This is a genomic window from Enterobacter sp. JBIWA008, from assembly GCF_019968765.1.
Classification (GTDB): Bacteria; Pseudomonadota; Gammaproteobacteria; order Enterobacterales; family Enterobacteriaceae; genus Enterobacter.
Window position 1 is genome coordinate 2,110,120 of sequence record NZ_CP074149.1, and the last position, 18,707, is coordinate 2,128,826.

Annotated in this window: 18 protein-coding genes; 10 read left to right on the forward strand and 8 right to left on the reverse strand. The window is 56.0% G+C overall.

The annotated features are described in order from the left end of the window. Window positions 1-120 precede the first annotated feature (120 nt). From KGP24_RS10295 to KGP24_RS10305, 3 genes are all read left to right on the forward strand, one after another. Window positions 121-3,177, forward strand: coding sequence for an FAD-binding and (Fe-S)-binding domain-containing protein (locus tag KGP24_RS10295; protein ID WP_223563236.1), 3,057 nt, complete (start codon window positions 121-123; stop codon window positions 3,175-3,177). Next, the gene (gene menI / locus KGP24_RS10300) at window positions 3,174-3,584 is read left to right on the forward strand and encodes a 1,4-dihydroxy-2-naphthoyl-CoA hydrolase (RefSeq protein ID WP_223563237.1); all 411 of its coding nucleotides are present in this window, start codon (window positions 3,174-3,176) and stop codon (window positions 3,582-3,584) included. The genes KGP24_RS10295 and menI overlap by 4 nt, the downstream gene beginning before the upstream one ends. An 85-nt stretch (window positions 3,585-3,669) precedes the next feature. Then, window positions 3,670-3,864 carry a YdiH family protein gene (locus tag KGP24_RS10305; protein ID WP_003857766.1) on the forward strand — a complete coding sequence of 65 codons (195 nt, stop codon included), beginning with the start codon at window positions 3,670-3,672 and terminating at the stop codon, window positions 3,862-3,864. A 103-nt stretch (window positions 3,865-3,967) separates the two neighbouring features. Here the strand turns inward: KGP24_RS10305 and KGP24_RS10310 are convergent, their stop codons facing one another. From KGP24_RS10310 to ycgZ, 8 genes are all read right to left on the reverse strand, one after another. After that, on the reverse strand, window positions 3,968-5,539 hold the full coding sequence (locus tag KGP24_RS10310; RefSeq protein WP_223563238.1) for an IS66 family transposase: 1,572 nt from the start codon (window positions 5,537-5,539) through the stop codon (window positions 3,968-3,970). Between the two features lie 19 nt (window positions 5,540-5,558). Then, window positions 5,559-5,906, reverse strand: coding sequence for an IS66 family insertion sequence element accessory protein TnpB (gene tnpB / locus KGP24_RS10315; protein ID WP_079896895.1), 348 nt, complete (start codon window positions 5,904-5,906; stop codon window positions 5,559-5,561). Beyond that, a complete protein-coding gene (gene tnpA / locus KGP24_RS10320; protein ID WP_223563239.1) occupies window positions 5,903-6,520 on the reverse strand; it encodes an IS66-like element accessory protein TnpA in 618 nt (205 codons plus the stop codon). Before tnpA ends, tnpB begins: the two co-directional genes overlap by 4 nt. Before the next feature lie 164 nt (window positions 6,521-6,684). Further along, entirely contained in the window at window positions 6,685-7,323 is a 639-nt protein-coding gene (locus tag KGP24_RS10325) for a winged helix-turn-helix transcriptional regulator (RefSeq protein ID WP_223563240.1), read from the reverse strand. Between the two features lie 299 nt (window positions 7,324-7,622). Then, complete coding sequence (gene fdhF / locus KGP24_RS10330) at window positions 7,623-9,773, reverse strand: formate dehydrogenase subunit alpha (RefSeq protein ID WP_223563241.1); 2,151 nt, start codon at window positions 9,771-9,773, stop codon at window positions 7,623-7,625. A gap of 191 nt (window positions 9,774-9,964) precedes the next feature. Next, window positions 9,965-10,243, reverse strand: coding sequence for a biofilm/acid-resistance regulator YmgB/AriR (locus KGP24_RS10335; RefSeq protein WP_023311323.1), 279 nt, complete (start codon window positions 10,241-10,243; stop codon window positions 9,965-9,967). A 29-nt stretch (window positions 10,244-10,272) separates the two neighbouring features. Continuing rightward, a complete protein-coding gene (locus tag KGP24_RS10340; protein WP_223563242.1) occupies window positions 10,273-10,593 on the reverse strand; it encodes a hypothetical protein in 321 nt (106 codons plus the stop codon). Between the two features lie 4 nt (window positions 10,594-10,597). Beyond that, complete coding sequence (gene ycgZ, locus KGP24_RS10345) at window positions 10,598-10,837, reverse strand: regulatory protein YcgZ (protein ID WP_023335405.1); 240 nt, start codon at window positions 10,835-10,837, stop codon at window positions 10,598-10,600. Window positions 10,838-11,174: 337 nt separating this feature from the next. Here ycgZ and KGP24_RS10350 point away from each other — a divergent pair, with 337 nt between their 5' ends. The 7 genes from KGP24_RS10350 (at window position 11,175) to sufS (ending at window position 18,706) form a co-directional block, all read left to right on the forward strand. Beyond that, window positions 11,175-12,395, forward strand: coding sequence for a diguanylate phosphodiesterase (locus tag KGP24_RS10350; protein ID WP_223563243.1), 1,221 nt, complete (start codon window positions 11,175-11,177; stop codon window positions 12,393-12,395). A gap of 188 nt (window positions 12,396-12,583) precedes the next feature. Then, window positions 12,584-13,312, forward strand: a complete 729-nt coding sequence (locus KGP24_RS10355; protein WP_223563244.1) for a MerR family transcriptional regulator — start codon at window positions 12,584-12,586, stop codon at window positions 13,310-13,312. 307 nt (window positions 13,313-13,619) lie between these two features. Then, window positions 13,620-13,988, forward strand: coding sequence for a Fe-S cluster assembly scaffold SufA (sufA, locus tag KGP24_RS10360; protein WP_008500631.1), 369 nt, complete (start codon window positions 13,620-13,622; stop codon window positions 13,986-13,988). A gap of 8 nt (window positions 13,989-13,996) precedes the next feature. Next, entirely contained in the window at window positions 13,997-15,487 is a 1,491-nt protein-coding gene (gene sufB / locus KGP24_RS10365; RefSeq protein ID WP_032657798.1) for a Fe-S cluster assembly protein SufB, read from the forward strand. Between the two features lie 9 nt (window positions 15,488-15,496). Further along, window positions 15,497-16,243, forward strand: coding sequence for a Fe-S cluster assembly ATPase SufC (gene sufC / locus KGP24_RS10370; protein WP_223563245.1), 747 nt, complete (start codon window positions 15,497-15,499; stop codon window positions 16,241-16,243). Next, window positions 16,218-17,489 carry a Fe-S cluster assembly protein SufD gene (gene sufD, locus KGP24_RS10375; RefSeq protein WP_223563246.1) on the forward strand — a complete coding sequence of 424 codons (1,272 nt, stop codon included), beginning with the start codon at window positions 16,218-16,220 and terminating at the stop codon, window positions 17,487-17,489. The genes sufC and sufD overlap by 26 nt, the downstream gene beginning before the upstream one ends. Then, window positions 17,486-18,706 (forward strand): cysteine desulfurase SufS, encoded by a 1,221-nt coding sequence (gene sufS, locus KGP24_RS10380; RefSeq protein WP_223563247.1) that lies wholly within the window; start codon window positions 17,486-17,488, stop codon window positions 18,704-18,706. The genes sufD and sufS overlap by 4 nt, the downstream gene beginning before the upstream one ends. Window position 18,707 lies beyond the last annotated feature (1 nt).

The window sequence follows — 18,707 nt, forward strand, 5'->3', positions numbered from 1 at the left end:
AGCGGTTTTTGACAGGCGGATTTTGCCTGTAATTCAGCAGAGATTATAAGAAAAAAATGTGATAAAACTTTTAAGATACACGCAAACGATTTCATACAACTCTAATTAGGGTCGACAGTCATGATCCCACAGATTTCTCAGGCACCTGGCGTCGTTCAGCTGGTGCTTAATTTTTTGCAGGCACTGGAGCAACAGGGTTTTACAGGTGATACCGCCACGAACTATGCCGACAGGCTAACGATGGCGACCGATAACAGTATCTACCAGCTTCTTCCCGATGCCGTGGTTTTCCCCCGTTCAACGGCCGACGTCGCGCTTATCGCCCGACTGGCCACGCAGGAGCGGTTTGCCTCGCTGGTCTTTACGCCGCGCGGCGGCGGCACCGGGACCAACGGTCAGGCGCTGAACCAGGGCATAATTGTTGATATGTCGCGCTATATGAACCGCATCATTGAGATCAACCCGGAAGAGGGGTGGGTGCGGGTTGAAGCGGGCGTCATCAAAGATCAGCTTAATCAGTATCTCAAGCCTTACGGCTACTTTTTTGCCCCTGAACTCTCCACCAGTAACCGTGCGACCCTTGGCGGGATGATTAACACGGATGCCTCCGGCCAGGGCTCGCTGGTCTACGGTAAAACCTCCGATCACGTGCTGGGCGTGCGTGCGGTGCTGCTGGGCGGCGATATCCTCGATACTCAGCCGATGCCGGTCGAACTGGCGGAAACGCTGGGCAAGGATAACACCGCTATCGGGCGCATCTATCGCACCGTGCTGGAGCGCTGCCGAGACAACCGTCAGCTGATCCTCGATAAATTCCCCAGGCTGAACCGCTTCCTGACCGGGTACGATCTGCGTCACGTCTTCAACGATGACCTGACCCAGTTTGATTTAACACGCGTGCTGACCGGCTCCGAAGGAACGCTGGCATTTATTACCGAAGCGCGGCTGGATATCACCCGGTTGCCGAAGGTGCGTCGTCTGGTAAACGTCAAATATGACTCCTTCGACTCCGCGCTGCGCAATGCGCCGTTTATGGTGGCAGCTAAAGCGCTTTCGGTGGAAACCGTCGACTCTAAGGTGCTCAATCTGGCCCGGGAAGATATTGTCTGGCATTCCGTGAGTGACCTCATTACCGACGTGCCGGATAAAGAGATGCTCGGTCTCAACATCGTGGAATTTGCCGGCGATGATGCGGAGCTGATTGAGCGCCAGGTCACCACGCTCTGTCAGCGGCTGGATGAGCTGATTGCGCAGGGTGAAGGCGGCGTGATCGGCTGGCAGCTCTGTAACGATCTGGCCGGGATTGAGCGTATCTATGCGATGCGTAAAAAAGCCGTGGGCCTGCTCGGCAATGCGAAAGGGGCGGCGAAGCCGATTCCCTTTGCCGAAGATACCTGCGTGCCGCCCGAGCATCTGGCGGATTATATCGTCGAGTTTCGCGCCCTGCTGGACGGTCACGGCCTGAGCTATGGCATGTTCGGCCACGTCGACGCCGGGGTGCTGCACGTGCGTCCGGCGCTGGATATGTGCGACCCGCAGCAGGAGATCCTGATGAAGCAGATCTCCGACGACGTGGTGGCCTTAACCGCTAAATACGGCGGTCTGCTGTGGGGGGAACACGGGAAAGGGTTCCGTGCGGAATACAGCCCGGCATTCTTTGGCGAACAGCTCTACGCGGAGCTGCGCAAGGTGAAAGCGGCTTTCGACCCGCATAACCGCCTCAACCCGGGCAAAATCTGCCCGCCTGAGGGCGTTGATGCCCCGATGCTGCAGGTGGATGCCGTCAAGCGCGGCACGTACGACAGGCAGATCCCGATTGCGGTGCGATCGTCCTGGCGCGGCGCGATGGAGTGCAACGGCAACGGCCTGTGCTTTAACTTTGATGTGAAAAGCCCGATGTGCCCGTCGATGAAAATCACCAGCAACCGTATTCACTCGCCGAAAGGGCGGGCGACGCTGGTGCGCGAGTGGCTGCGTCTGCTGGCCGACCGCGGGGTGGATCCGCTCAGGCTGGAGCAGGAGCTGCCGGAAAAACGGGCCAGCCTGCGCTCGCTGATTGAGCGAACCCGCAACAGCTGGCATGCCAACAAGGGCGAGTATGATTTTTCCCATGAGGTGAAAGAGGCGATGTCCGGCTGTCTGGCCTGTAAAGCCTGCTCCACCCAGTGCCCGATAAAAATCGACGTGCCGGAATTCCGCTCGCGCTTCCTGCAGCTTTACCACACCCGGTATCTGCGTCCGGTGCGCGACCATCTGGTGGCGACGGTGGAAAGCTACGCGCCGCTGATGGCGCGTGCGCCAAAGACCTTCAACTTCTTTATCAACCAGCCGCTGGTGCGCAAGCTCTCCGAAAAACACATCGGCATGGTCGATCTGCCGCTGCTGTCGGTCCCGTCTCTGCAGCGCCAGCTTGTTGGCCACCGTTCGGCAAACATGACCCTGGAACAGCTGGAGGTGCTCACGCCGGAGCAAAAAGCCAGTGTAGTGCTGGTGGTGCAGGATCCGTTCACCAGCTACTACGATGCGCAGGTCGTGGCCGATTTCGTCCGTCTGGCGGAGAAAGTGGGTTACCAGCCGGTTGTGCTGCCGTTCTCTCCGAATGGCAAGGCGCAGCATATTAAAGGTTTCCTGAACCGCTTTGCGAAGACCGCGCAGAAAACGTCTGACTTCCTGAATCGCGTGGCGCAACTCGGGATACCGATGGTCGGCGTCGATCCGGCGCTGGTGCTTTGCTATCGCGATGAATACAAGCAGACGCTGGGCGATAAGCGCGGCGATTTCAACGTGATGCTGGTGCATGAGTGGCTTCCGGTTGCGCTGGCAGACAAAGCTGTTCAGGACGTCAGCGGTGAACCGTGGTATCTGTTCGGCCACTGCACGGAAGTGACCGCGCTGCCGGGCGCACCCGCCCAGTGGGCGTCCGTCTTTGCCCGGTTCGGCGCGAAGCTTGAGAGCGTCAACGTAGGCTGCTGCGGGATGGCCGGAACCTACGGACACGAAGTGAAAAACCACGCCAATTCGCTCGGCATCTATGAGCTGTCCTGGCATCAGGCGATGCAGCGTTTGCCGCGAAACCGCTGTCTGGCGACGGGGTACTCCTGCCGTAGCCAGGTAAAACGGGTGGAAGGTAACGGCGTACGTCACCCATTGCAGGCTTTACTGGAGATAATTGGATGATCTGGAAACGTGCCGTGACGCTGCAGGCGCTGAACGCCATGGGCGAGGGGAATATGGTTGGGCTGCTGGATATCCAGTTCATCCGCATTGGCGACGATGAGATTGAGGCCACCATGCCCGTCGATCGTCGCACCCACCAGCCGTTTGGTTTATTGCACGGCGGAGCGTCCGTCGTGCTGGCCGAAACGCTGGGCTCGGTGGCGGGATATCTCTGTACCGAAGGGGAGCAGAAGGTTGTGGGACTTGAGGTGAATGCTAACCACATTCGCTCGGTGCGCAGCGGGCGCGTGCGCGGCGTTTGTCGCGCGCTGCACGCCGGAAGCCGCCATCAGGTGTGGCAGATAGATATTCTCGATGAGCAGGATCGTCTGTGCTGCTCGTCGCGGCTGACCACGGCGGTTGTGTAAAGTTTTCAGATGTTTTGCCTTTGGTCAAAAACTAGACAGTGCGTTGTGATATACTGGTCAGGTTTTGTACATAAGCGAGGACATCATGGATACTGAAATAACCCCAACACAGCTGGCAATTGAATATTTACGTCGCGATAAGAGCAACCTGTCTCCGGCGCAGTACCTGAAAAAGCTGAAACAGCTTGAGCTGGAATTCACAGATTTGCTGGCGCTCTCTTCGAATGAGCTGAAAGAAGAGATCTACTTTGCCTGGCGGTTGGGCGTTCACGTCCATTGAGTACATAAGAATAAAAGGGCCGCGAGTGCGGCCTTTTTTGTGTACGGAAGACAGTATTTAGCGCAAAGCCTGGGTAAGCGTCACATACTGACCGTATTGACTGTCAGGCCTGGGTGAGTTCAACTTTCCATGGCAGCAGATCACGCAGCCGGTTCACCGGCCAGTCCTGGATATGCCCCAGAACATAGCGCAGCCACGCCTCCGGCTCCACACCGTTCAGCCGGCAGGAGCCGATCAGCGAGTACAGCACTGCTGCCCGCTCTCCACCCGCATCAGAACCGGCGAACAGCCAGTTTTTTCGACCCAGAGCAACGCCACGCAGCGCGTTCTCCGCGATGTTGTTGTCGATTTCCGCCCAGCCGTTGCTGCAGTACAGGTTCAGCGCATCCCACTGCTTCAACAGATATGCGAACGCCTTCGCCGTATCCGAGTGGCGCGACAGCACCTTCATCTGCCCCTTTATCCAGTCGTACAGCGACTGCATCAGCGGAACGGTCTGCTCTTTTCGTACCGCCAGTCGCTCGACAGCCGGGCTGCCGCGTATTTCCGCCTCGATGGCATACAGCTCACCGATTCGCTTCAGCGCTTCTGTTGTGATGTCGGTCGGGGTTCGGACGTGGACGTCGTGGATTTTCCGACGGGCGTGTGCCATGCAGGCCGCTTCCGTGATGCGGCCGCCTTCGTACAGCGCGTTGTAGCCACCGTACGCGTCCGCCTGCAGGATACCACTGTACCCGGCAAGATGTTGCTGCGGATGTACTCCTTTACGGTCCGGCGAGTATGCGAACCACACCGCCGGAGGCAGCGGCGATCCCGCATTGCGGTCATCCCGTACGTAGACCCACAGCCGGGCCGTGCGGGTTTTACCGCTGCCCGGCTCCTGCACCGGTACCGGGATATCATCGGTATGCACATTGCCTGGCATCAGCACGTACTGGCGCAGCAGGTCGTACAGCGGCTCCAGTAGCTCACTGACCGCACCAGACCAGCGCCCCAGCGTGGCCCGGCTCAGTTCAACGCCCTGACGGCGATATATCTCTGACTGACGATAGTGAGGCGTGTGTTCGGCGAACTTCGCCGTGACGATGCGCGCCAGCAGACCGGGACCTGCGTAGCTGCGTTCGATGGGTTTTGACGGCATGGGGGCCTGAACGATATGGTCACAGCTGCAGCAGGTCAGTTTTGGCCGCTGCGTTTCGATGACCTTAAAGGCACTGCTGATAAGCTCCAGTTGCTCCGATACGTCGCAGCCCAGCACGCTGAGCTCGCCGCCGCAGGCCGGACAGGCGGTTTCTGCCGGCGACAGCGTACGGGTTTCACGGGGAAGCGAGGCTGGCAGCGGTTTGCGGGCGGAAGACTGGCGCAGCGGCTGCGGCAGTACCGGGTCATGCTGCTCGCCCAGTACCTCTGCCATCTCCTCCTGCAGGGCGCTGATGCGCTCCTCCGCCTCGCGTACCTGGCGCTGCGTTTTCTCACGCAGCTTTTCGGAGCTTTTGCCGAACTGCATGCGCTGAAGCTTAGCGACCAGCGCCTTCAGCCGGTTGATTTCGCTGGCATACGCCGCCACCCGCTGTGAGAGCAGGCGGTTATACTCCGCCATTTTGCGGATGGTGGTCTGCTGCTCCAGCAGCAGTGCCCTGAGCCGGGCATTTTCATCAGGGTATGAGGTGGCCATAACCCCACTTTACAGCAGGTTATATACGCAGGCCAGTTCGTTCCGTCCGTTGCGGGCGCTTCCAGTTAATACCTTCCAGCAACATGGACAGCTGCGCAGGCGTCAGGTGGATTTTTCCATCGCGGGTCACCGGCCAGACGAAGCGGCCACGCTCCAGCCGTTTGGTAAACAGGCACAGACCATCACGGTCAGCCCACAACACCTTTATCATGTCGCCACGACGCCCCCGGAAGATGAACAGGTGCCCGCTGAACGGGTCGGTGCGCAGCGTGTTCTGCACTTTCGCTGCCAGCCCGTTAAAGCTACAGCGCATATCTGTCACGCCAGCAACCAGCCAGATGCGCGAACCTGCTGGAAAGCTAATCATGACTCACCATCCCTGAGCTCGATGATCAGTGCGCGCAGAAGCTCAGGAGTCAGCGGGCCGGTCAGGTTGAGGCTTCCACCTGGCAATGTCAGCCTGCAGCTGATGACCGGTGGCATATCTGTTAATACGGCACCGTTTTGCCTGGGTGGAGGGACAACAGGCTCCATCGTAACTGGGATGAGCGTCGCTCTGTTGGCCGGATCCAGTAGCCCCTGACGATGCAGATTGCGCCAGTTAAACAGCAGGTTATCGTTAATACCATGCTCACGTGCAATCTGAGCCACACAGGCATCCGGCTGCAGGGTCAGCTCCGCCATGCGAATTTTAAACTCCAGAGGCCAGTCCGGACGGCGTTTCTTTACGGGAAGATTGGTCTCAAGATTGAATGCATAAAGCTCTTCCTCCAGACGTTCAGGTGTGTATTCCTCCGGCAATGGCCAGTTAATACCGGTACGTCGGAAGCGGGTAAACATCTTATGTATGGCTGATGAGCTAATGTTCAGTTGCTCTGCGATTTCACGGTAAGTCAGAGCCTCATTAAACCGCAGGCTCAGCGCAGTGAAGATCCAGGGTCTTCTGTTGTAAGGCGTATTTTTGTCCACGGTAGTGTCCATGTTCGCGAAAGTGTCCATGGTAGGAAACGCGGGCAAAAATGAAAGACGGTTCGAATGTGACGCTTACAAGCCTGGCGTGAAGTGGACGCAAAATAATAGGGCAGGCGTAATGTCGTGAGACCGGGTCAGGTCATTTTCCGCCAGGTAATTACCAGCCGGTAAGATTAAAATTTTTCAGGTAATTTCCCCATATTGATTAGCACACCTCTTTCAACTTCGATATAACCACCTTCTTTTAAAGCTGCAAGAATACGCATGATGCTGCTACGGGACAGGTGGGTTTTATCCCGGATATAACTTTCTGCAGTAATGTTTAGCCTGAATGATTCTTCTTCGTTTGAGAGTGCATAAAGCTGGGCGCGGACAATATTGTAAGCGGAAGGCCCGGTTATATCTTCATAGCTATGAAATAGCTTACCTGCAAGGGCCATCAGGTGATATGCCAGCGGCTCCCATAGTTCATGATGCTTGATAATTTCATAAACAGAATCCATTTTAAGGGTTACGATCTCACAGTGATTAAAGGTTTTGATGTAACCGAACATCTGAGCGTAATGCATATTACTGAGACCGAGCAAAGCGGGCCCCTTAACCGTTGCCATGGCTAAATCGTCGTTGCTACGATGAATCATGACGCGTCCGTTGAGGAGGATATAACAGAGGCGTTCATCGCCAACTACAAAATTTAATCGACGGCGGGGGATCACTCTCTTCAGATTTGCCCCCTGTTTTAGATAATCGATCAGCAGTTGTGTCGAGGAAGAACAATCGAATATTAACGTCTGGGACATTTCATCAGCCATATGCGCGCCTATCCATTAAACCTGTCAATAGTGATGCGGTTCAGTATAGCGTGGATCCTGCGGAGTCTGTTTTATTCAACCCTGTTGCTACGTATTTCAGCGGTAAATGTTTGATTGAAATTAAGAACCCTCGATGAAATTCAACATATCCAGCAACTTTCAGAGGGGGACATCTGCATTATCAGCGGCGCGGATATGCAGGATGTCACGGCATGAAAAACAAAGTATTTCGAAATGTTGAAGATAGCGAGAGATGAGTTAACTATTACCGGGTTCGCATAGCGCACCCGGTATTTTCCTCAGACGTTGAGCGCACTAATCAACCGCGACTTCATGGACTGATATGCAGACGCTGCATAGTTCTCCGCCCAACGCTGATCCTCAATTGCCTCGAGCTGCACCGCGCAGTACTTTGTTTCCGGCGTTTTGGAGATGGGATCGAGGTTATCCTGGGTCAGCTCGTTGCAGGCGCCAATCCACCACTGATAGGTCATGTAGACGGCCCCGGCGTTGATACGCTCGCTGATGCTGGCGCGGGTTATCACTTTGCCGCGGCGTGAACGTACCCAGACCAGCTGTCCGTCCGTAATGCCCAGTCTGTCAGCATCGGAAGGGTGCATTTGCACCCGGCCCGGCTCGTCGGCCAGGCTTTGCAGCGCGGCGCAGTTCCCGGTCATTGAGCGACAGGAGTAATGCCCCACCTCGCGTACCGTACACAGCACCAGCGGATAGTCGTCATCAGGCGTTTCCGCCGGCGCGCGCCACGGCGCGGCAAAGAGCTGCCCCTTACCGGTTGGGGTGTCGAACTGATTGTCTTTGTACAGGTACGGCGTTCCCGGATGATCCAGCGTCGGGCACGGCCACTGTACGTGACCCATCTCGCCCATTTTTTCATAGGTCACGCCGTAGAAGAGCGGGCACAGCTCGCGCATCTCATCCCAGATCTGCTGGTTAGAGTCATAATGCATCGGGTAGCCCATCTCGGTGGCGAGCAGGCTGATGATCTCCCAGTCGCGCTTCACGTTACCGCTGGCATCAATGGCTTTACCAAAACGCTGGAACCCGCGATCGGCACAGGTAAAGACGCCGCCGTGCTCACCCCAGGAGGTGGCCGGGAGCAGAACGTCCGCCACTTCTGCCGTTTTGGTCATAAAGATGTCCTGAACCACGACGAAGTCGAGCGCCTCAAAACCGCTGCGAACGAGACCGAGATCGGCTTCGGTCTGAAGCGGGTCTTCCCCCATGATGTAGTAGGCCTTGACCTTGCCTTCCAGCGCCAGATGGGGCACCTCGGTAATGCGCGTTCCGACCCGAGCGTCCATATTATTGACGTCAATTCCCCAGGCATCGGCAAACTTCTGCCTGACCGCTGGATCGGTTACATTCTGATAGCCCGGGAACATATTCGGCAGAACACCCATATCGCAGGCGCCCTGAACGTTGTTTTGTCCGCGCACCGGCCCGACGCCGACGGCAGGGCGGCCGAGGTTGCCGGTCAGCAGCGCCAGGCTGGAAAGCCCTTTGACCACATCCACAGCCTGACCAAACTGGGTTACGCCCATACCCCACATCACGGTGGCGGAAGGGGCCGCCGCGAAGGTGCGCATTGCCTGGCGAACGTCACGGGCGGGAACGCCGGTAAGATGCTCAACCTTCTCCGGCGCATAGTCTTTCACCGTCTGGCGGTAGGCCTCAAGCCCCTCCGTGAAGCGCGCCACATAGCTTTTGTCGTAGAGCTCCTCTTCCAGCAGCACATAGCCAAAGGCGTTCACCAGCGCCATGTTGCTGCCGTTTTTCAGCTGCAGATGCTGGTCGGCGATGCGCGCCGTTTCAATGCGCCGCGGATCGCAGACGATAATTTTTGCGCCGTTTTCCCGCGCTTTCAGCACGCGTCGGGCGACGATAGGGTGGGAGTCCGCGCAGTTATAGCCAAACACCAGCAGGCATTTTGAGTTTTCAATATCGTTGATTGAGTTGCTCATCGCGCCGTTGCCGAGCGTTTCCTGTAAACCGGCCACGGAAGGGCCGTGACAAACGCGCGCGCAGCAGTCCACGTTGTTGGTGTTCAGCACAGCGCGGGCAAATTTTTGCATCACATAGTTTGTTTCATTGCCGGTTCCGCGAGAGGATCCGGTGGTCATGATCGACCGCGGCCCGTGCTGCGCTTTAATGCTGCTGAGCCTGTGGGCGGTGTAGCGGATAGCCTCTTCCCAGGTAACGGGAGTGAATGCCTCGCCTTTGCGGTAGCGGATCATCGGCTGGGTCAGGCGCGGGGTGAGGAGACGGGTATCGTTGAGGAAGTCCCAGCCGTAAAAGCCTTTCAGACACAGGGTGCCCTGGTTTGTGACGCCCTCTGCGGCTTCGGCACGGATGATACGGTTATTTTCAACGACAAGGTTTAATTTACAGCCTGCACCGCAGTACGGGCAGACGCTGGCGATCTTTTTCATCAATAACAGACCTGTTAAGAAATGAAGCAAAGTTGACTGGAAAACCCAGTCCCGTAAGCGGAGGTAAGCAGGAACCGTGCCAGGTTGGCTTTGCTGGTTTTACAGGGTGTTAAGCGGGGAAGGCGCGTGTCATCGTCAGAACATTCGTCAGTTTTGACGATGACACGAAAGCAGGATGAGTGGCCGTGAAATTACAGGTCGTCCATTGTGTAACCCACCACGATTTCCAGGGTCTTGCGAATCACATCCGCCTGGACAACATCGTGGGTCGCTTCCAGCGTCTGAATGAGCCAGAGGATTATCGCTTTGTTGGACAGATGGCCTTCGGAGGCCAGAACACAGCGTACTGCAGTAGAAAAAACAGCGGACTCTTCAGCAAAACGATCGCCTGCGTGACGGAAATATTCCGACAGCGCACTGTCTAAAAAAGCAGAGTGGTATTCGGGTTGAAGCTGAATATTTTGTCTCATTTGTTCTCACCGTAGCTGTTAAATTGCAGTCAATGTATTTTTTTTGGGTCGGACGGTTTTCCACTTCCAAATAACGGCACTACATTGTCTCTGTTAACGTTGAGAGGTCCCTCTCTTTTCGTTCGTCCTTGCGCGGTTCTGCGACGTGTAAAGGCGATGCTGTTTGAGCCGATCTCGGCAATCACCACCGCAAGTGTCTCCCGCCGCCGGGGATCCTTTTCATGTTCTTTCATTACCCGCAGACGCTGCAGCAATCCTTCGGTTGTCACTGGCCCCCGCTCTTTCAGAAGAGAGAGAACGGCTTCACCGATAAGCTGGTCGATCAGTCGATCTGCGTCACTGCTATTCATCACGTTATCGTTCGAAGAGCAGACCAAGCAGCATGTGGTAATGCTCTTCCTCTTCCGGCCCTTCGGCCTTTTCGAGGCGGCTGAGAAGTTTGGTACAGAGCGATTTGCGATTCAGATTCCGCCCGTCGCTGAGAATTTCTACCACTACCTGGCCCAGCGTCTCCTGCTGGGTAGGAAGCGCGGCTTTTTCGAAGTACTGTGCGATCGCTGCTGCGGAATCTGTGGCGTAACCTTTCTGCTGCATGTTTCGCTCCTGTAAAATTTTGTAATCACTAACGTTACAATTAAGGTATACATAATTTCTAAATCTGTACACTTAAAATGTACAGATTTTTAATATTTTTATGATATATTTTATAAATTTCTTTATTTTCATTAAGTTACAATCTTTTCATAAACCGGTAATGTTACAGGATATATTGTACAAAAAGGTCTGGCGCTGGTAAGTTGTACACCTCAGGAAAAAGTGTCATTAAATGCCGTAAATGGTTGAGATGTAAATTATTTGTCAGGCAATTAATGTGCTATAAGAGATCTTTATCCACCTCTTTTGTGGCCAAAAACCTAACCCCAGGAATCGCATGCTAACAACCATCATTTACCGCAGTCATATCTGCGAAGACGTTCCAGTGAAGGCGCTGGAAGCAATGGTCGCTGCTGCAAATAGTAAAAACCGGCAATCCAACGTCACGGGCATCCTGCTGTTTAACGGCACACATTTTTTTCAACTGCTTGAAGGGCCAGTGGAACACGTTTCTGCCATCTATGAGCAGATCTGCAGCGACCCGCGCCACCATAACGTGGTGGAGCTGATGTGCGACCACGGGCCTGTCCGACGTTTTGGCAACGTAGGCATGGAGCTGTTTGATTTACGCCAGTTCTACAGGGATGAGGTGCTGCAGCAGGTGCTCAACAAAGGAACGACGCGTTACCAGCTGACCTATAACGACCGCCCGCTGCAGTTTTTCCGCACCTTTGTCGAGGCCACGGAAAAAGCGAACTATTTTGAACTGCCGCCTGCGGATTCCTGGGAATTCGTTCGCGAAGAAACGCCCCTGTCCGCACAGCCTGAGGTGGTCGCGAAGGGGGCGGATTGCAGCTTTGCGTTTCAGCCGATAGTCGATCCGTTTATGCAGCAGGTCGTCTCCTGGGAGGCGCTTCTTCGCACCCCTGACGGTGACCCACCGGGGGTCTATTTCGCTAACCGCCCGCGTGACGAAGTATATGCATCTGATTTGCAGAGCAAGCAGGTAGCACTTTCCATGGCCAGCGCGCTGGGGTTACAGGACCAGACGCTATCCCTTAACCTGCTGCCCATGACGCTGGTTAACATTCCCAACGCCGTGGATTTCCTGCTCACCGCGATTGAAGCAAACGGTTTTGTACCCGAACAAATCGTGGTGGAGTTTACCGAGAGTGAAGCTATTTCCCGTTTTGATGAATTCACGGATTCGGTCAGGCAGCTCAAAAGTGCGGGCCTCAGCGTAACGATCGATCATTTCGGTGCCGGTTTTGCCGGGCTGCAGCTGCTGGCCCGCTTCCAGCCTGACAGAATTAAGATTAATCGCGATCTGGTCGCGGACGTGCACAAAAGTGGCCCCCGGCAGGCCATTATTCAGGCGATTATCAAATGTTGCTCCTCCCTTGAGATCCAGTTCTGCGCGGTGGGAGTAGAGAAGGCTGAAGAGTGGATGTGGCTGGAGTCCGCGGGGATTTCCCAGTTCCAGGGGCATCTTTTTGCCAGCCCGCGACACGGCGGTATTCCCGCGATAGCGTGGCCGGAGAAAAAGTTCGACTTCTGATAAAGCTGTACACAATCCGGAAGACTTAACTGTACGAACGGATAATTTTATACAACAATGTATTAACAGGTGGATTGAAAAGAAGCCCGTTCACTCGTTCTAAATGCGGTCTTAGTTATACAAATGGTGTGTACAATCTGATAAGGTTGGTGTAGTTAGGTATGGAAGTTCTGAGCGTGAGGGAGTTAATGGCCTATTACAGTATCGGCGAAGTGGCCGAACGATGCGGTATCAACCCCGTTACGCTGCGTGCCTGGCAGCGCCGTTATGGATTGTTGAAGCCGCAGCGAAGTGAAGGAGGTCATCGTCAGTTTGACGATGAAGATATCCTGCGTATTGAAGAGATCAAGCGCCTGATGAAAAGCGGCGTCTCGGTCGGAAAAGTCAAAGCCTTGCTGGAAAACAAAGAAGTGTTGACTCCGGGTAACTGGGTCTCGTTCCAGGAAGAGATGATGTCCGTTCTGCGTTACGCCAGCCCGGCAAAGCTGCGCGCCAAAATCGGCGAATTCCGCCGCGATCACGCGATAGACGCGCTGATTGACAATATTATCTCTCCGGTTCGTCAGCGCATGAACCAGGATCAAAACACCGTGCGTCACATGGCTAGCCTGTTTGACGGCGTACTGATCGAATTCGCGGTTGCAAGCCTGTCGGAGTCCCGCAAAAAACCCGGTAAAGACGCACTCCTGATTGGCTGGGAATGTGATGACCGCACCCACCTGTGGCTGGAAGCCGCGCGCTTATCGCAGAAGGGCTGGCACATTGACGTCCTGGCAGAACCTATTGATTCGCCGCGTCCTGAACTGTTCCCTGGGCAAAAAATCTTCGTCTGGTCGGGGAAATCCCCAACGCCTCGACAGCAGGAACAGCTCGACCACTGGCGTGAACAGGGGTTTGCTGTCTCATTTCATCACTGATCGTCAGAGGCCCAGAGGGCCTTTTTTTGTCATTTTCTGAGCAAAAGCTATCTTAAAAATAGGCATTTCCGATGCATATTTTACTTTTCTCTTCCCCGTCATAAATGCCGCGATGAAATGCATTATTAATCAATGCATTGAACAAATACATCCATCCTGACTGCATCCTCTCACAGGGTCTATGCTTAATAAAAGTAGGCAAAAAGGGCGGTTTAGCCGAATGCCCCTGCTGACAGAGGGTTGAAGTGATAATCGTTATCACTAACATGGTGTTATGCCCTGATGGCTTATCAGATGAGGTGGACCTATGGAACTGCATTCAGAAACCTTTAATCCTGCCGATTTTGCCTGGCGCGGTTTAACGCTCACGCCAGCGGCGGCGGCACACATACACGAACTGGTGGCGAAAAAGCCCGAGATCCTCGGCGTACGTTTGGGTGTCAAACAGACCGGCTGCGCGGGCTTCGGTTACGTGCTCGACACCGTCACCGAACCCGAGAAAGATGACCTGGTGTTCGAGACTGACGGCGCGAAACTGTACGTCGCGCTGCAGGCCATGCCGTTTATTGACGGTACCGAAGTGGACTACGTCCGCGAAGGCTTAAACCAGTTATTCAAATTTCATAACCCGAAAGCCCAGAACGAATGCGGCTGCGGCGAAAGCTTTGGGGTATAGGCGGTACTATGTCTCGTAATACTGAAGCAACGAGTGATGTAAATACCTGGAGCGGTGGGCACCTCAACTATAAAGAGGGGTTCTTCACCCAGCTGCAGACCGATGAGCTGGCGAAAGGCATTAACGAAGATGTCGTGCGGGCGATCTCGGCGAAACGCAACGAGCCGGAGTGGATGCTGGAGTTTCGCCTGAGCGCCTTCCGCGCCTGGCTGGAGATGGAAGAGCCGCACTGGCTGAAAGCGCATTACGACAAGCTGAACTATCAGGATTACAGCTACTACTCCGCGCCCTCCTGCGGAAGCTGTGACGATACCTGCGCCTCCCAGCCGGGGGCGGTGCAGCAAACCGGTGCCGAGAACAGCTTCCTCAGCAAAGAGGTGGAAGAAGCCTTTAACCAGCTGGGCGTGCCCGTTCGCGAAGGGAAAGAGGTGGCGGTGGACGCCATTTTCGACTCCGTCTCGGTGGCGACCACCTACCGTGAGAAGCTGGCAGAGCAGGGGATCATTTTCTGCTCCTTCGGCGAAGCGATTCACGATCATCCGGAACTGGTGAAAAAATACATTGGGACCGTGGTGCCCTCTAACGACAACTTCTTTGCGGCGCTCAACGCGGCGGTAGCCTCTGACGGCACCTTTATCTACGTGCCGAAAGGCGTGCGCTGTCCGATGGAGCTTTCCACCTATTTCCGCATCAATGCCGAAAAAACCGGCCAGTTCGAACGCACGATTCTGGTCGCGGATGAAGGCAGCTACGTCAGCTATATCGAAGGGTGCTCCGCCCCGGTTCGCGACAGCTACCAGCTGCACGCGGCGGTGGTGGAGGTCATCATCCACAAAGATGCCGAGGTGAAATACTCCACGGTGCAAAACTGGTTCCCGGGCGACGGCAATACCGGCGGTATCCTGAACTTTGTCACCAAGCGCGCGCTGTGCGAAGGCGAAAACAGCAAGATGTCGTGGACCCAGTCAGAAACCGGCTCCGCCATCACCTGGAAATACCCGAGCTGCATTCTGCGCGGGGATAACTCCATCGGCGAGTTTTACTCGGTGGCGCTGACCAGCGGCCATCAGCAGGCCGATACCGGCACCAAGATGATCCACATTGGTAAAAACACCAAATCGACCATCATCTCGAAAGGGATCTCTGCCGGGCATAGCCAGAACAGCTATCGCGGGCTGGTGAAAATCATGCCGACGGCCACCAATGCGCGAAACTTTACCCAGTGTGACTCGATGCTGATTGGCGCAGACTGCGGGGCGCACACCTTCCCCTACGTCGAGTGCCGTAACAACACGGCCCAGCTTGAGCACGAGGCGACGACGTCGCGGATTGGGGAAGATCAGCTCTTCTACTGCCTGCAGCGCGGGATCAGCGAAGAAGACGCCATCTCAATGATCGTTAACGGCTTCTGTAAGGATGTGTTCTCTGAACTGCCGCTGGAATTTGCCGTTGAAGCCCAGAAACTCCTCGCCATTAGTCTTGAACACAGCGTCGGTTAAGGAAAGCACATGTTACGTATTAAAGATTTACAGGTTAGCGTAGAAGACAAAGCCATCCTGCGTGGCCTCAATTTTGACGTCAGGCCGGGTGAAGTCCACGCCATCATGGGGCCGAACGGTTCCGGGAAAAGTACGCTTTCTGCGACGCTGGCGGGGCGCGAAGATTATGAGGTGACCCACGGCTCGGTGGAGTTTAACGGCAAGGATCTGCTGGAGATGTCTCCGGAAGACCGAGCGGGAGAGGGCATCTTCATGGCCTTCCAGTACCCGGTCGAAATTCCGGGCGTCAGCAACCAGTTCTTCCTGCAGACGGCGCTGAATGCGGTGCGCAAGTATCGCGGCCTGGAGGCGCTGGACCGCTTTGACTTCCAGGATCTGATGGAAGAGAAGATCAAGCTGCTGAAAATGCCGGAAGATCTGCTGACCCGTTCGGTGAACGTTGGCTTTTCCGGCGGAGAGAAAAAGCGTAACGACATTCTGCAGATGGCGGTGCTCGAGCCCGAGCTGTGCATTCTGGATGAGACCGACTCCGGCCTGGATATCGACGCCCTGAAGATTGTCGCTGACGGGGTGAACTCCCTGCGCGACGGCAAACGTTCGTTCATTATCGTCACCCACTACCAGCGCATCCTGGACTACATCAAGCCGGATTACGTTCACGTGCTTTACCAGGGGCGTATTGTGAAATCCGGTGATTTCACGCTGGTTAAACAACTGGAGGAGCAGGGCTATGGCTGGCTTACCGATCAGCAGTAATGCGCTCCAGCAGTGGCACAGGCTGTTTGAAGCCCAGGGCGGCACGCGCTCTGAGCAGGCGCAGCAGCATCTTCAGCAGATGCTGCGTCTCGGCCTGCCGACGCGTAAGCATGAGAACTGGAAGTACACCCCGCTTGATGGCCTGCTGAACGCCGAGTTTGTGACCCGTCGGGCGGATCTCACGCCTGCGCAGCGTGACGCGCTGGCAGTACGCGTGGATGCCGTGCGCCTGGTGTTTGTCGACGGTGAGTTCCGTCCGGAGCTGAGCGACGCCCTTCAGGGGAGCGGATTTGAGATTGAGATAAACGACGAGCGCCAGCCCCTGAGCGCCCCGGTTCAGCCTGAGGTTTTCCTGCACCTGACCGAGAGCCTGGCCCGCCGCGTGACGCACATCCGCGTGAAGCGTAACCAGCGTCCGGCAAAACCGCTGCTGCTGATGCATATCACCCAGGGTGTGGACGGCGACGAAATCAACACCGCGCACTATCGCCACCATCTTGAGATGGCGGAGGGAGCGGAGGCCACGGTAATCGAACATTACGTCAGCCTCAACGATATCCGACACTTTACCGGATCCCGTCTGACGATGAATGTTGCCGCCAATGCCCAGCTTCACCACGTCAAGCTGGGGTTTGAAAATGCGCAGAGCCACCACTTTGCCCATAACGACATTGTGCTGGGTCAGGATGCCGCAGCGTACAGCCATAGCTTCCTCCTCGGCGGGTCGGTGCTGCGCCACAATACCAGCACGCAGCTTAACGGTGAAAACACCACGCTGCGCATCAACAGCCTGGCGATGCCGGTTAAATCAGAGGTGTGCGACACGCGCACCTGGCTGGAGCACAACAAGGGCTACTGCAACAGCCGCCAGCTGCATAAAACCATCGTCAGCGACAGAGGTCGCGCGGTGTTTAACGGACTGATTAACGTGGCGCAGCACGCCATTAAAACCGACGGGCAGATGACCAACAACAATCTGCTGTTAGGTCGCCTGGCGGAAGTGGACACCAAACCGCAGCTGGAGATCTACGCCGACGACGTGAAGTGCAGCCACGGTGCGACGGTCGGGCGCATCGACGATGAGCAGATGTTCTACCTGCGTTCCCGCGGTATCGACCAGCAGGCGGCGCAGAAAATGATTATCTATGCGTTTGCCGCCGAACTGACGGAAGCGCTGAACGATGGTCAGTTGAAACAGCAGGTGCTGGCGCGTATCGGTCAGCGTCTGCCTGGAGGCGAAGCATGAGTTTTCCCGTCGAGAAAGTGCGGGCAGATTTCCCGGTTCTGACCCGTGAAGTAAACGGTCTTCCTCTGGCCTATCTGGACAGCGCGGCCAGCGCCCAGAAGCCGAATCAGGTGGTGGATGCGGAAGCCGAGTTTTATCGCCATGGCTACGCCGCCGTGCACCGGGGGATTCACACGCTGAGCGCGGAAGCCACCCAGCGTATGGAAAACGTGCGTACGCAGCTGGCCGCCTTCCTCAACGCGCGCTCGCCTGAAGAGCTGGTCTTCGTGCGCGGAACCACCGAAGGGATCAACCTTGTCGCCAACAGCTGGGGCAACGCGCAGGTCCACGCCGGGGATAACATCATCATCACCCAGATGGAGCACCACGCCAATATCGTGCCATGGCAGATGCTCTGCGAGCGCGTTGGCGCGCAATTGCGGGTCATTCCGCTCAACGTTGACGGGACGCTGCAGCTCGACCAGCTTGACGCATTGCTCGACGATAAAACCCGGCTGGTGGCGGTCACCCAGGTCTCCAACGTGCTCGGGACTGAAAACCCGGTGGCAGCGATTGTCGAAAAAGCTCATCAGGCCGGTGCGAAGGTCCTGATTGACGGCGCTCAGGCGGTGATGCACCACGCGGTTGACGTCCAGGCGCTGGACTGTGATTTCTACGTCTTTTCAGGCCACAAGCTCTATGGGCCTACCGGGATTGGGGTGCTGTACGTAAAAGAGGCAATTCTGCAGGCGATGCCGCCGTGGGAAGGGGGCGGGTCAATGATCGCCACCGTTAGCCTGACGGAAGGCACCACCTATGCCCGCGCGCCGTGGCGTTTTGAGGCGGGCACGCCCAACACCGGTGGGATTATCGGTTTGGGGGCGGCGGTGTCTTATGTCTCCGCAATCGGCCTTGATAGCATTCAGGAGTACGAACAGCTGCTGATGCACTATGCGCTTGCGGAGCTTGCCAGCGTGCCGGATCTGACCCTCTACGGGCCTGCCGATCGGCAAGGGGTGATTGCGTTTAATCTCGGGAAACATCACGCCTATGACGTGGGTAGTTTTCTCGATAACTACGGCGTGGCGGTCCGTACCGGGCACCACTGCGCCATGCCGCTGATGGCGTTTTACCAGGTACCGGCAATGTGCCGCGCGTCGCTGGTGATGTACAACACAACGGAAGAGGTCGACAGGCTGGTGGCGGGGCTTAAGCGCATTCATCAGCTGCTGGGCTAAC